This window comes from Thalassospira sp. CA1, assembly GCF_059052855.1.
Map to the genome: position 1 here is coordinate 171204 of NZ_JBZCIA010000003.1, position 13820 is coordinate 185023.

General features: G+C 55.0%; 9 protein-coding genes. 8 read left to right on the forward strand and 1 reads right to left on the reverse strand.

Annotation, left to right across the window (positions count from 1 at the left end; all coding sequences use genetic code 11):
* Window positions 1–35: 35 nt before the first annotated feature.
* Window positions 36–1091 carry a COX15/CtaA family protein gene (locus AC5Q5A_RS07625; RefSeq protein ID WP_493894858.1) on the forward strand — a complete coding sequence of 352 codons (1056 nt, stop codon included), beginning with the start codon at window positions 36–38 and terminating at the stop codon, window positions 1089–1091.
* 19 nt (window positions 1092–1110) lie between these two features.
* On the opposite strand, the gene AC5Q5A_RS07630 is transcribed toward AC5Q5A_RS07625, so the two are convergent.
* Window positions 1111–2379 carry a DUF3422 family protein gene (locus tag AC5Q5A_RS07630; RefSeq protein ID WP_493894859.1) on the reverse strand — a complete coding sequence of 423 codons (1269 nt, stop codon included), beginning with the start codon at window positions 2377–2379 and terminating at the stop codon, window positions 1111–1113.
* Between the two features lie 209 nt (window positions 2380–2588).
* On the opposite strand from AC5Q5A_RS07630, the gene tldD reads away from it, so the two are divergent.
* From tldD to AC5Q5A_RS07665, 7 genes are all read left to right on the forward strand, one after another.
* Window positions 2589–4022 (forward strand): metalloprotease TldD, encoded by a 1434-nt coding sequence (gene tldD, locus AC5Q5A_RS07635; RefSeq protein WP_008891569.1) that lies wholly within the window; start codon window positions 2589–2591, stop codon window positions 4020–4022.
* A 253-nt stretch (window positions 4023–4275) separates the two neighbouring features.
* The gene (locus AC5Q5A_RS07640; protein ID WP_493894860.1) at window positions 4276–5748 is read left to right on the forward strand and encodes a tetratricopeptide repeat protein; all 1473 of its coding nucleotides are present in this window, start codon (window positions 4276–4278) and stop codon (window positions 5746–5748) included.
* A gap of 2 nt (window positions 5749–5750) precedes the next feature.
* On the forward strand, window positions 5751–7172 hold the full coding sequence (locus AC5Q5A_RS07645; protein WP_493894861.1) for a FecR family protein: 1422 nt from the start codon (window positions 5751–5753) through the stop codon (window positions 7170–7172).
* A 31-nt stretch (window positions 7173–7203) separates the two neighbouring features.
* Window positions 7204–9486 (forward strand): CHASE2 domain-containing protein, encoded by a 2283-nt coding sequence (locus AC5Q5A_RS07650; RefSeq protein ID WP_493894862.1) that lies wholly within the window; start codon window positions 7204–7206, stop codon window positions 9484–9486.
* Between the two features lie 103 nt (window positions 9487–9589).
* On the forward strand, window positions 9590–10612 hold the full coding sequence (locus tag AC5Q5A_RS07655) for a threonine aldolase family protein (RefSeq protein ID WP_493894863.1): 1023 nt from the start codon (window positions 9590–9592) through the stop codon (window positions 10610–10612).
* 73 nt (window positions 10613–10685) lie between these two features.
* Window positions 10686–11705 (forward strand): threonine aldolase family protein, encoded by a 1020-nt coding sequence (locus AC5Q5A_RS07660; RefSeq protein WP_493894864.1) that lies wholly within the window; start codon window positions 10686–10688, stop codon window positions 11703–11705.
* A 406-nt stretch (window positions 11706–12111) separates the two neighbouring features.
* Window positions 12112–13719: an ABC transporter substrate-binding protein gene (locus tag AC5Q5A_RS07665; RefSeq protein WP_063087351.1), complete on the forward strand. Its 1608-nt coding sequence runs from the start codon at window positions 12112–12114 to the stop codon at window positions 13717–13719.
* Window positions 13720–13820: the final 101 nt, after the last annotated feature.

The following is a 13820-nucleotide window of genomic DNA, read 5'->3' on the forward strand; positions in this document are numbered from 1 at the left end:
CGTCCGCCAGAAGATACCTTCAAGAGAGCGTCCAGATGTCCAGCAGTGCCTCCCCTGCCCTGTCCGAAGTCAGCCTTGCGCACCCACAAGCCAACAAAAATGTCGCCATCTGGCTGTTTGGCTGTGCTGCGATGGTGTTCATCATGGTGGTGATCGGCGGGTTGACCCGCCTGACGGAGTCCGGGCTTTCGATTGTGGAATGGCGCCCCTTCACCGGCATCATCCCGCCGATGAATGAGGCCGACTGGCAGACGCTTTATGAAAAATACAGCCAGTATCCCGAGTTCCAGAAAATCAACGCCTGGATGTCGGTCGAGGATTTCAAATCGATCTTCTGGCTGGAATTCATCCATCGCCTGTGGGGACGGTTGATCGGGATCGTGTTCTTCATCCCGTTCGTCTGGTTCCTGGCCAAGAAATCGATTGATCGCGCAACCAAGTGGAAGCTCTGGGGGCTGTTCATCCTTGGCGGTCTGCAGGGCCTGATGGGCTGGTACATGGTGATGAGCGGTCTGGTTGATCGCCCCGATGTCAGCCAGTATCGTCTGACGGCGCACTTTGGCTTGGCATTGGTTATTTTCATCGCCCTGCTTTGGGTCGCCCTGCAACAGCTGAACCCGCGCGTGACAACCACCGCATCGTCAACGCGCGCCTTGCAGTTGCTGTGTTTGATTGTGTTTACCGCCCTGTCCGGCGGCTTTGTCGCCGGCCTTAATGCCGGGCACATATACAACACCTTCCCGCTGATGGATGGGCAACTGATCCCCGATGGCCTGTTCGTGTTTGATCCGGCGTGGCTGGCGCCATTTGAGGACCATATGACGGTACAGTGGGATCATCGCTGGCTGGCGAAACTGACATTCGTGATGGTGCTGGTGTTCTGGTGGCGTGCGGGCAAGTGGGACCTTAACCCCAATCAACGCTTTGCCACCCATCTGGTTTTGCTTGCGGCCTGCCTGCAGGTCACGCTTGGCATCACAACCCTTCTGACTGTCGTATGGCTTCCGCTGGGTGTTGCCCATCAGGCCGGTGCGGTTGTTCTGGTTGGGGCGACGACCTATGCCGCCTACAAACTGCGCGATGCGGCCTAAGTCGCGGACGTATCTTTAGTTAGTCATCGGCACGATGCAGCGCCTTGCGGATGCGGTGCATCGAAAACCAGATCGCGCCCAGCACCACTGGTACGGCAACCCCCGTGGCAACCCGGTCATTGATCGGAACGCCGGTATCCTTGATTGCCTTGAACAGGTAACCCAGAAGCCCGACCGCATAATAGGTGATGGCGGCCACCGACAAACCTTCGACGGTTTGTTGCAGGCGCAGTTGCAATTTCACACGTCGGTCCATACTGGCCAGAAGGTCACGGTTTTGCGCTTCAAGCAGGATGTCGACGCGGGTGCGCAGCAGGTTGTTGGCCCTTGCGACGCGCTTTGACAAAACTTCCAGCCGATCGCCGATATTTTGACAGGTCCGCATCGCCGGGGCCAAACGACGTTCAAGGAATTCCGCAATGGTTTGCATGCCTTCAATGCGTTCTTCGCGCAGTTCGCCAAGGCGCGCCTGCACGATGCGATAATAGGCCCGCGCCGCACTGAACCGGTAATTGAGCGAGGCTGCCATTTCCTCGGTCTGGGCGGCAAGGTCGGTCAGTTTGGCAAGCGTTTCTTCATCGTTGGTCTGGGTTTTACTCGCCATTTCAGCGGTGATTTCCGACAGGCGGGTATCGATTTCCGAAACCTTGGGTGTCGCCGTATGCGCCAACGGAAAGGCCAGCAGCGCCATCATGCGATAGACTTCAATTTCCTTGAGCCGCTGTACCAGACGCCCGGCCTGCAGGTGTTCAAGGCCGCAATCCTTGATCAGGATGCGCCCAAACCCGTCGCCATGCAGGCGAAAGTCCGTCCAGACCTGTGCGGTGCCACCCAATATGCGGCTGCCGGTCAGGCCATTATGATCAAACAGCCGGGAAAGTTCATCTTCACTCCGCTCAGCCTTGTCGACAACGATGTGCAACCCCACCAGCAATTGTCCCGGTGTTTCATCAAGCCAGTCGCGCGGCACAAGATTGATCACCGGATCTTCGAACGGGTTATCAAATGGTTCTGTGCGCTTGAAGACATAGACCGTGAATTCCGCGTGCCGTTCCCAGATGACGGAAAATCCGTCACAGGCGGCTTCAAAATATTTTTGATCTGCGGCGGGTGGCGTCAGGCTATAGCGCTGACAAAAGGCGGTGAAATGATCGCGCACCGCATCATCAAGGTCTTCACCCGTTTGAAAGGCAAGGCAGGAACACCGCGCCGGGCTGGTCACACCACCAAACGGTCGGGCATGGATTTCATTATGAAGGGCGACGCGCTGGGGATGTTCGACAAACATTGCCACGGGCTTTCATAATTGGTTATTGCAGTCTATATAAACCACTCGGGCCATGGCTTTGTCCTTTGCCCGAACAAGTACCTGTATAGATGAAAGTCGAAGGCATCAGAAACCCTAAATTGAGTAAGGGATAATACCGCCCCAACTGAATTATCGTACAGGGAAAGACATTTTCTCTGGCCGTGCTATCGCGGCCCCAAGGAGGTTCCATGACCGATCTTCGCACCACCGACAATCTGTTTTTCGCCAAGGGTGATCTTGATCGCGACCGGCTTGAAACACAGGTCAATGATGCACTTAGCGCTGCCGAAGACGGGGAACTCTTCCTTGAATATCGCCAATCCGAAAGCCTTGTCTGGGATGATGGCCGCCTGCGCAGTGCGAACTTTGATACCGCACAGGGCTTTGGCCTGCGCGCTGTTGCCGACGAGGCAACCGCCTTTTCGCATTCCAATGAACTGTCCAACGACGCGGTTGCGCGTGCCGCCGAAACCGTCAAGGCGGTTGGATCGGGCCGTTCAGGCAAGGTTGATCTGGGATCAATCGGCACGAACGTGTCGCTTTATTCCGACGTGAACCCGCTCGGTGAGGCCACATTTGAAGCCAAGGTCGATCTTTTGGCACAGATTGATGCCTATGCCCGGTCGCGTGACCCGCGTGTGGTGCAGGTTTCGGCCTCAATCTCAGGCAACTGGCAGGCTGTGCAAATCTGGCGTTCAGGCGGACAGCGCATTGGTGATATTCGCCCGCTTGTGCGTTTTAACGTCTCGGTGGTTGTCAAACAGGGTGATCGCATGGAAACCGGATCGCACGGCGAAGGTGGCCGCATCGGCTATGATGGGTTCTTTGATGAAAAAACCTGGAAAAAGGCGGTTGATGAGTCACTCCGTCAGGCAGTTGTGAACCTTGACTCAGTCGCAGCCCCCGCTGGTGAAATGACCGTGGTGCTTGGCCCGGGTTGGCCGGGCATTTTGCTGCACGAAGCCATCGGTCACGGCCTTGAAGGTGATTTCAATCGCAAGGGTACCTCTGCCTTTGCCGGGCTTCTGGGTCAGCGGATTGCATCGCCGGGTGTGACGGTGGTTGATGATGGCACCATCCATGACCGCCGCGGGTCGCTGTCGATTGATGATGAAGGCACGCCGACCCAGAAAACCGTCCTGATCGAAGATGGCATCCTCAAGGGCTTTATGCAGGATCGCCTGAACGCGCGCCTGACCGGTGTCAAATCCACCGGCAACGGCCGTCGTCAGTCCTATGCCCACGCCCCGATGCCACGCATGACCAACACTTATATGCTCGGTGGCGACAAGGAGCCGGAAGAAATTCTGGCTTCGGTCAAAAAGGGCATCTATGCCGTCAACTTTGGCGGCGGTCAGGTCGACATTACATCGGGCAAGTTCGTGTTCTCGGCCTCCGAGGCCTATCTGATCGAGGATGGCAAACTTGGCGCACCGGTCAAGGGCGCGACCCTGATTGGCAACGGCCCGGACAGTCTGACCAAGGTTTCCATGATCGGCAATGACATGGCACTTGATGACGGCATCGGGACCTGCGGCAAGGACGGGCAAGGTGTTCCCGTTGGTGTCGGGCAACCGACGCTCCGCATTGATGGTCTGACCGTCGGCGGGACCGCAGTATAACCCTGGGTGACCTATGGATAGGAGCAAAACCACCTTTCGATAAATTTACTATACGCAAGGTGCGAAATACTATCCACCCACACATGGCAACACCAACCTGCCGAATGGCTATCCCTGTCTTTTCAAAGACCATAATCTGATTTGATCGTTTCCAAACAGGTTATGGTCGCCATTCGGGTTTCGTCGCCAAACTTTCTGCCGACATTACGTGTACCCGATGACGGTCCTGACCTGCCAATGGTAGGAAAGCAGTTTGACGACAGGCAGATGGCAGTACGTTACCGCGCTGATTGCAGCGGGTCTAACGTCGCTTGCAATCGGAACAACCGGGGTAAGCGCACAGCAAAGCATTGATGTGCGCACAGACGAAGCACGCCAGTTTTCCGAAGATTTCGAGCGACTCACCGACGTAACTGCACGGGCGAACTTTCTGCTGAGCACTGATGATGGCGGTGACATCACCTATGCCGACATCCTTGCAAATCCCGATGACATCGTCCTTAACTTCCGTTGGGCCAAGGCGCAGCTGGCGCGTGGCGACGTCCGCGGGGCATCCGCAACCCTTGAACGCATTCTTGTTCTGGACCCGGATCTGGCACCGGTACGCCTGTATTATGCGATTGTTCTTTATCGCCTTGATAGCCTGGACGAGGCCCGCAGCCAGTTTGATCGCCTGTTGCAAATGGATATCTCGCCAGATGTCGAAGCAAACATCCGTCAGTATGTCAGCGCCATCGAGCGCCGCCGCAAGCGCCCGTCACAAAGCCTGACTTTGACACTGGGAAGCCAGATCGACAGCAACCGTAACGCGGCCCCGAACGACAAGGTCCAGCTTCTGACCGGCACACCGACGACCATCACCGCAAGCGGCGACAAACCCAACAACGACATCGCTTATATCGGGGCGCTTCGCTATGACGTCAGCTATGACCTTGGTTATCAGGAAGGCCACGAGGTTTTTGCAAGTTTAACCGGTTATGGCAGTGACCAGGTTCAGCTTGACGCGCTGGACCTTGGATCCTTTTCGGCAGAAATCGGCACACGTATTCGCGGCGGATACTGGATGCTTACCCCGACACTCAGCCAGACCGCGCAGTCGCTTTCGCGCGAGAAGTACCTGACCGCCAGAACCGGTCGCCTGCGGCTGGACTGGAACGTACGCCCGTTCTTTAATCTGAACGGCGATGTCAGCTATTCTGACGAGCGATATCAGAACACATCTGAATCCAGTGCGCTTCGCTTGCATTCGGGTCAGCGCTATGGCGCACGGATCGGCGGCAACTACAATTGGTCGCCAAATCATCGTACGACGGTGAATTTTGCGGCCGGGATGAAGGATGCCGCCAGAAACTATTATAGTTACAATAGCTTGAGCGGCGAGCTGATCCATGCTTATCTGTTTGGCGGGGGAAGTTACATTAGCGGAAGCATCCGCTATGGCATGGACCAGTACCGGGATCCGGATTTTTTGACGACCGGCAATTCGCCGCGATATCGCACGGATCGCAGTACTCGGACCCGCCTGACATACGGTGCACCGCTTTCGACGATATTGCCGACCGACTTGTTTGGGGATAGCGAAACGGCAAATCAGATACTTGGCTTTCTGGCACCGATCAACTGGTCGATCACCGGTGAGTATCTGAACACAAAATCAAACATTCCCAACTACGAATACCATAACGCACGTGCACAGGTATTTCTGACACGCCGCTGGGAGTTCTAGTGATGCAAATGGCCAAATATTCACCCCTGAAATCGACTGCGACAATCCGTCGACTTGCCGGCAAAACGCTGCTTTGCGCATCTTTGATTGCCGCAACAGTCTTGATGGCATCCAAACCCGCCAGTGCAGAACTTGAAGCCGAAATGGCGGGCGTCTCGGCCGCTGTAACCGGCGAAATCACACTTTCCAAAGTCACCGGTGAAGTCGGTATTCTGGTTGAAAGCGGCATGCCGGTCTATCTGGGGGATCGGATCGTCACGTCAGCCAACTCGGGCATGCAGGTGCTGTTGCTTGACGAGACGGTGTTTACCATCGGACCAAACAGCGACGTTGCGATTGACGAGTTCGTTTATGACCCGGCCACCGGCGACGGACGCATTGTCGCCGATATGGCCAAGGGCGTGATGCGCTTTGTCACCGGTAAAATCCCGCTCAACAATCCATCAAGCATGGATGTGAACCTGCCGGTTGGATCGATCGGTATTCGCGGCACCATTGGCCTGATCCGATCCATGACGGCCGAACAGGCAAACGAAATCGTGCCGGGCAGTTTTGATACCACCGACGCAAACACCGCAAACCAGCTGGTTTTTATGGCGGTGAACCAAGGCCCCGGCCTGTCGCGCAATGACACGACATCACGGCCCGGCGCCTTTGCCGCCTTTAACCAGAGTGGTGGTTCGCAAAGTGTGACCGGCGAAAACTTTGGCGTCTTTGTCTCCGACAACAATGTCACCACGCCCACACGTTTCCCAACCAGTGCCGCGACGTTTGATTTTTCGGCTAATGTTGTGCGTACCGCATCACTCGGTGGTGGCTCGGATTCCGGGTCAGGTGCAAGCTCGACCTCATCCGCCACACAGCAGCCTGTTGTCACGAGCCAGCAAACCGGACAGGCGCAAAACCAGACCGGCGCAACCAGCGCACAAGCCGTTGACGTCGCCATGGCGCAAATCGGAACAGTCAACAGCGCCCAAAATGTCGCTGAAACCACGTCGATCCTGAATAATAATCTGGTCAACAACACTAGCAGTTCAGGCGGCTCATCTGACCCATTTACCTATGACGGCCTTCGTCAGGTAATGAGTGGTAGCGCCACAACAGGCACCTTGAATGTCAGTGGCGGCGGAATTTCATACAGTTTCTCGACAACGGTCGATTACGCCAACAGAAAGATCGATGTTTCATTTACCAGCATCAATGACGGCGTAGGAACAGGAGGATCGGCATCCTTTTCCGGTTTCGACTACTCAGCAAGTTCCGGAAATGTCGCCTTCGACAACAATGCTTTTAGCTACAACGCCGCCTGCGTTACAATGAGCTGTAATCCGTCTGCGACATTTACGGATGCGACACATGTCGATTTCAATGTGAAGACCACGAACGTTCCGAATGGAAATGCATCATCCGGGACATTGAATTGATCCTCTTGATCCTTCGATCAAAGGCACAATCATGGGTCTGAGAAAATTCGGTCTTATGACCGGCCTGCAATATATCGTTCCGCTGGCCATACTCTTCACCTGCATCGTTTTGCGCTGGCAGAATGTGCCGGTGATTGATCAGCTGCGTTTAACGGTTTTCGACCTTTATCAACAAATTGCACCGCGCGCTTACGAAGATGTCGGCGTGCGGATTGTCGATATCGACGAGCGCAGCTTGGCAACTGAAGGCCAATGGCCGTGGCCGCGCACCAAGCTTTCGGAATTGCTTTATCGCCTGCGCGCCAATGGGGCGCTTGTCGTTGGCTTTGATATGGTTTTTGCCGAGCCTGATCGTACATCACCATCACGTGTGATTGACGATTGGCCGCAAAGCACCGAGCGTGATCGTATTGCGGAAATGGCAAAGGCCTTGCCCGATCACGATCAGCTATTTGCCCAATTCATAAAGGGCACCGGCAACGTGGTCACCGCTGTTCAGCTCCGTAATGGCGAGTTTGATGCCCTTCCCCGCCAGGTTGGGAATTTCAGTGCAGCTGGCGAAGCAGGTCGCACGCTTTCAGATTTCGTTCCGGTCTTGCCAAGTGCAGCCAGAAACCTTGATATTATTGAAGCGGCTGCGACCGGCAACGCATTGGTCAACGTCTCGCCGGGTCAGGACGGAATTGTGCGGCGTGTGCCGTTGATGGCTGCCATCGACCATGATCACCCGGGCATTGGCAAGCCAGTTTACCCGACACTCAGCCTTGAGATGCTGCGCGTTTTACAAAATGCCCCCAAGACCATGCTGGTGCGGATGTCTGGGGCGAGCGGCAGTACGCGCTGGACCAACTCGGAAGGCATCGCGTCCGTTCGCGTTGGTGCCCTGACCATCCCGACGGATCGCGCCGGGTATATGTGGGTGCACTTTACCGGCCATCAGAAAGACCGGTATCTTTCGGCGACAGATATCCTCAACGGAACGGTCGGAACCGACATCCTGCAAAATAAAATGGTCCTGCTGGGGACGAGTGCGGCCGGGTTGCTTGATTTGCGCTCCACCCCGCTTGATCGCGTGATCCCGGGGGTCGAAGTCCATGCCGAAATGCTTGAACAGATGCTGCTTGAACATTTCCTGACCCGTCCCTATTGGGCGGCAGAAGTCGAAATGCTGGTCCTTCTGATCGTCGGCATGTTTTTCATCCTGGCAGTCCCACGGCTTGGTGCGGTCTGGCCGGCGGTGATTGGTCTGGCGATTGCCACCAGCGCAATTGGCATTTCCTGGTGGGCCTATTCACATAAACTCGTGCTCATTGATCCGCTCTATCCGATTGTCGGCTTGGCAGCAGTCTATCTTGCGACCAGCTCGCTTGGTTTCATGCGGACCGAAGGCGAACGCCGACAGGTGCGCGCAGCCTTTGCCAACTATCTGTCACCGGCATTGGTGGCGCAACTGGCCGAACATCCCGAACGTCTGAAACTGGGCGGGGAAACCCGTGATATGACCTTGATGTTCTGTGATGTCCGCGGATTTACCGCCATATCCGAAGGTTTCAAATCCAATCCGCAAGGCCTGACACGCCTGATCAATCGGCTTCTGACACCGCTGAGCGACTGCATCCTAAACCGTGAAGGCACGATTGATAAATATATGGGCGACTGCATCATGGCGTTCTGGAATGCGCCACTGGATGTTGAAAACCATGCCCATAATGCCTGTGACAGCGCGCTTGCGATGCGACGTGCCCTTGAAAAGCTTAATGATGAACGCAAACAGGAAGCAGAACAGGCCAAAGGGCCCTTCCTGCCGCTTAATGTCGGCATCGGGATCAATTGCGGCGATTGTCTTGTCGGCAACATGGGATCGGATCAGCGCTTTGACTATTCGGTGCTGGGCGATGCGGTCAACCTCGCTTCCCGGCTTGAGGGACAATCAAAGAACTATGGCGTTGATGTCGTTCTGGGCGAGGATGTTGCCACACGGGTTGGTGATGATTTCGCACTGATCGAACTCGACCTGATCACCGTTAAGGGCAAAAGCGAAGCGCTGCATATCTTTACCCTGCTGGGCGATAAGGACATGGCGGTATCAGCGCAGTTCAAAAACTTCGCCAATTTGCACGCGGCCATGCTTTCGGCCTATCGCGCCCGAAACTGGGACGAAGCCGAACATTTGATCGCAGAATGCCAGCAGGCATCAAGCGATTTTGCGAAGCTTGGCGACCTTTATGATCTTTACGCCAGCCGCATCGCTTTGTTCAAAGAAACGCCCCCACCAGCCGATTGGGATGGCGTATTCATCGCCACCAGCAAATAGCTGACTTGCCAAGCACGCAAAATCCAAACAATCTTGGCCAACCACCAAACAGCATTGCCTTGCCAAACTGCGCGCCTTTTTACGTCATCCCTTTGAGGCCCCAATGAACTTTTCATCTGACAATGTCACCCCGATCTGTCCGGAAATCCTTGCGGCTATCGCCGCCGAAAGTGATGCCAGCGCCCTGCCCTATGGCGCGGATGACAAAAGCCAAAAGCTTGATGCCGCTTTTTCAGAATTGTTCGGGCGTGATGTTTCCGTCGTGCCGGTTGCAACCGGAACGGCGGCCAACGTCATTGGGCTTTCTGGGCTGGTGTCGCCATTTGGCGGCGTGGTCTGTCATCACCACGCCCATATCAATGTCACGGAATCCACAGGTGTTGCCTTTTACGGCGGCGGGGCAAAGTTGCTGGGGATTGACGGGCCGTCGGCAAAGATCGAAGCCGACGCACTGGATGCCTATTTGACCAACCATGTTTCAAACGGCATGCATTCAGTTGATCCGGAATGTGTTGCGATCACGCAAAGCACGGAATTCGGCACCGTCTATGGCGTTGATGAAATACAGGCTATCGGGTCGGTTTGCCAAAAACACGATATGCGGCTTTTCATGGATGGGGCGCGTTTTGCCAATGCGGTTGCCGCCCTTGATTGCCACCCATCTGAAATCACATGGAAAGCCGGTGTTGATGTCCTGAGCTTTGGCGCGACCAAGAACGGTGCGTTGGCTGTTGATGCGATCATATTATTTGATCCGGAACTCCGGCGCAAAACGGAACAGAACCGCAAGCGCGGCGGCCATCTGTTTTCCAAGCATCGCTATCTTGCCGCACAGCTTCTCGCTTATCTTGAAGATGATCTTTGGCTGCGCAATGCCCGTCATGCCAACGCGGCAGCAACGGCTCTCGCCAAATCCCTTTCAAGCATGGGCGCAAAGCCCGCCTTTGCCCCCCAAGGCAACGAGTTGTTTATTCACATGACCAATGCGTTGGCAGAAAAGCTCCGCAATGCAGGTATTGTATTCCGCCCCTGGCCGTCACTTGGTCCGGATGCCTATCGGTTTGTCTGTGCCTGGAACAGTCCGATTGAGTTGATCGAAGCCTTGCCGGAAACCGTTGGTCAATAGCGCAGCCTTGCCATGCCGCCCGGATGCATGTGATATCACCGCCGCAATGCCACCAAAAACGACGAGATTTAAGATGAATTTTGCCTCGGACAACGTATCGCCCTTTTGCCCGGAAATTCTGGAAGCCCTGACAAAGGACGCATCTGTCAATGCGCCGGCCTATGGCGGTGACGATCTCAGCCAGCAACTCGATGCTTCCTTTTCCGAGCTGTTTGACAAGGAAGTTGCCGTCATTCCAGTGGCAACCGGCACTGCGGCAAACTGCATCAGCCTGTCTGCGCTTGTTTCGCCCTATGGCGGGGTGGTTTGCCACCACGAAGCCCACATCAACGAGGATGAAAGCACCGGCGTTGCCTTCTTCACCGGCGGCGCAAAACTTTTGCCGATGGATGGCCCGGCGGCAAAGCTTGAAGCAGATGGCCTTGATGGCTTTGTCAGTGGTCTGGTTGATCGCGGTGTGCATTCGGTTTCGCCTGAATGTGTGGCGATCACACAGGCCACCGAACTTGGTGCGGTTTACACCGTTGATGACGTCAAGGCGATTGGCGAGGTCTGCCACAAGCATGATCTCCGCCTGTTTATGGACGGGGCGCGGTTTGCCAACGCGATGGCACATCTCAAATGCCATCCGGCCGATGTCACCTGGAAGGTCGGCGTCGATGCCATCAGCTTTGGCGCGACCAAAAATGGTGCCATGGCGGTTGATGCCATTGTCCTTTTTGACACCAGCCTGAAACCCCGGATCGAGCAGGCGCGCAAACGCAGTGGCCATCTGCATTCCAAGCACCGCTATCTGGCGACCCAGCTTCTGGCCTATATCAAGGATGATGTCTGGCTGAAAAATGCCGCCCACGCCAACGCAGCAGCGCAGGCCCTTGCCGACGTCCTGATCAAACAGGGCGCGTCACTTACGCATGCGGCAGAGGGCAATGAGCTGTTTGTCAAAATGTCTCCGGATCTTGCCGGAAAACTGCGTGATGCCGGTCTTATGTTCCACGGCTGGCCATCGCTTGGTGCCGATGTTTATCGATTTGTTGCGGCGTGGAACGCGGATATCGTGCAAATCACCAAACTCAATACCACTCTAGGGTAGAAGTTGAGGCAAAAAGGCCGGGTGAAATCAAACGAATCATTATGATTCAATAAGATATGAATCGTTCAAAAGCACATTTTAAACACGTGATTTACCGATTTCACCTGCCGAGCCTTGAAAAAAATGCACTGCTGCAATGATGAAACCGGACAGTAAAATTCATAAAAATAACAAATACTTGACTTAAATTCATCATTCGAACCTGCGGCCGCACTACGTAAAATCCCGCAGGAACCGTTGACGATACGCAGAAACCCTGATTACTTTCCCTCGTCGATTGCCAACATTCATACCTGTTGGATCGGGTAAACCTCGTCCGTTGCAAAATATGCTGTCAAACGTGACCGGATCAAATGTCACGCGGACAGCATTGATTTGCTCGGACCAGCCTTGAGGGAGGCATTTAATGAAAGCGAATTTCGTCAAAGTGGCACTTGGTGCAGGCCTGCTTGCAGCCACCGCACTTGCTGCTCCGACTGCCGCTTCGGCAAAAACCCTGGTATATTGCTCGGAAGGTAGCCCGGAAGGCTTCAACCCGCAGCTTTACACTGCAGGTACGACCTTCGATGCGTCTTCGCGTCAGGTCTTCAACCGCCTCGTACAGTTCAAGCGCGGTACCACCACCATCGTTCCGGGTCTTGCGACCAGCTGGGACGTTTCGGCTGATGGTCTGGAATATACCTTCAACCTGCGTGAAGGCGTGAAATTCCACACCACCGAAGACTTCACCCCGACCCGTGATTTCAATGCTGATGACGTGATCTTCACCTTCATGCGTCAGTTTGACACCGAGCACCCGTATCATGGTGTATCGGGCGGCGGTTACGAGTACTTCAACTCGATGTCGATGGGCGATCTGGTCAAGGACATCGTCAAGGTTGACGATCAAACCGTCAAATTCGTTCTGAACCGTCCGGAAGCACCGTTCATCGCCAACATGGCCATGGACTTCGCATCTGTTCTGTCGGCTGAATATGCTGACAAGATGATGGAAGCAGGCACCCCGGAAAATGTTGACCTGAACCCGGTCGGCACCGGTCCTTTCCAGCTCGTTGCCTATCAGAAAGATGCGGTTATCCGTTACAAAGCATTCCCGGAATACTGGGAAGGCAAAGCAGCAATCGATAACCTGATCTTCGCAATCACCCCGGACAGCACCGTTCGCTACCAGAAGCTGAAAGCTGGCGAATGCCACGTCATGCCGTTCCCGAACCCGGCCGATCTGGAAGAGATGGAAGCAGATGCCGACATCAACCTGATGAGCCAGGAAGGTCTGAACGTTGGCTATCTGGGCTACAACACCCAGAAAGAACCGTTCACCGACCCGAAAGTCCGTAAAGCACTGAACATGGCGATCAACAAAGACGCCATCATCGAAGGTGTTTATCAGGGTGCCGGTTCGGCCGCGAAAAACCCGCTGCCGCCGACCATCTGGTCATACAACAACGACACCGTTGATGACCCGTATGATCCGGAAGCAGCCAAAGCCATGCTGGCAGAAGCTGGTTATCCGGACGGCTTCACCACCGACATCTGGGCGATGCCGGTTCAGCGTCCTTACAACCCGAACGCACGCCGTATGGCTGAACTCGTTCAGGCTGACTGGGCTGCTATTGGTGTGAACGCCGAGATCGTATCCTACGAATGGGGTGAATACCTTGATCGCACCAAAAAAGGTGAACAGGGTACCTTCATGCTCGGTTGGACCGGTGATAACGGTGACCCCGACAACTTCCTCGCAGTTCTTCTTGGCTGTGACGCAGTTGGCAGTGCGAACCGTGCACAGTGGTGCAACGAAGAGTTCGACAACCTGATTCAGCAGGCAAAAACCACCTCGGACGTTCTCGAGCGTACCCGTCTGTACGAAGAAGCTCAGCTGGTCTTCAAACGCGAAGCACCGTGGGCAACCATCGCACACTCGATCGTGTTCGAACCGATCCGCAGCGAAGTTGTTGACTACAAAATCGATCCGTTCGGTGGTCACATCTTCTATGGTGTAGATCTCGCTGAATAAGCGTATCAAAACCTAATCAGAGAGGCCCGGTTTTCCGGGCCTCTTTGCAATTTCGCAAAAGAGAGAGACGTCCGCCTGCATCCTTATGTGTGCGGACACAA

Bases quoted from the DNA above. Each gene is read 5' to 3' on its own strand.
- AC5Q5A_RS07650 (WP_493894862.1), top strand. From the start codon at position 7,204: ATGGGTCTGAGAAAATTCGGTCTTATGACCGGCCTGCAATATATCGTT.
- AC5Q5A_RS07660 (WP_493894864.1), top strand. From the start codon at position 10,686: ATGAATTTTGCCTCGGACAACGTATCGCCCTTTTGCCCGGAAATTCTG.
- AC5Q5A_RS07625 (WP_493894858.1), top strand. From the start codon at position 36: ATGTCCAGCAGTGCCTCCCCTGCCCTGTCCGAAGTCAGCCTTGCGCAC.
- AC5Q5A_RS07645 (WP_493894861.1), top strand. From the start codon at position 5,751: ATGCAAATGGCCAAATATTCACCCCTGAAATCGACTGCGACAATCCGT.
- tldD (WP_008891569.1), top strand. From the start codon at position 2,589: ATGACCGATCTTCGCACCACCGACAATCTGTTTTTCGCCAAGGGTGAT.
- AC5Q5A_RS07655 (WP_493894863.1), top strand. From the start codon at position 9,590: ATGAACTTTTCATCTGACAATGTCACCCCGATCTGTCCGGAAATCCTT.
- AC5Q5A_RS07630 (WP_493894859.1), bottom strand. From the start codon at position 2,379: ATGTTTGTCGAACATCCCCAGCGCGTCGCCCTTCATAATGAAATCCAT.
- AC5Q5A_RS07665 (WP_063087351.1), top strand. From the start codon at position 12,112: ATGAAAGCGAATTTCGTCAAAGTGGCACTTGGTGCAGGCCTGCTTGCA.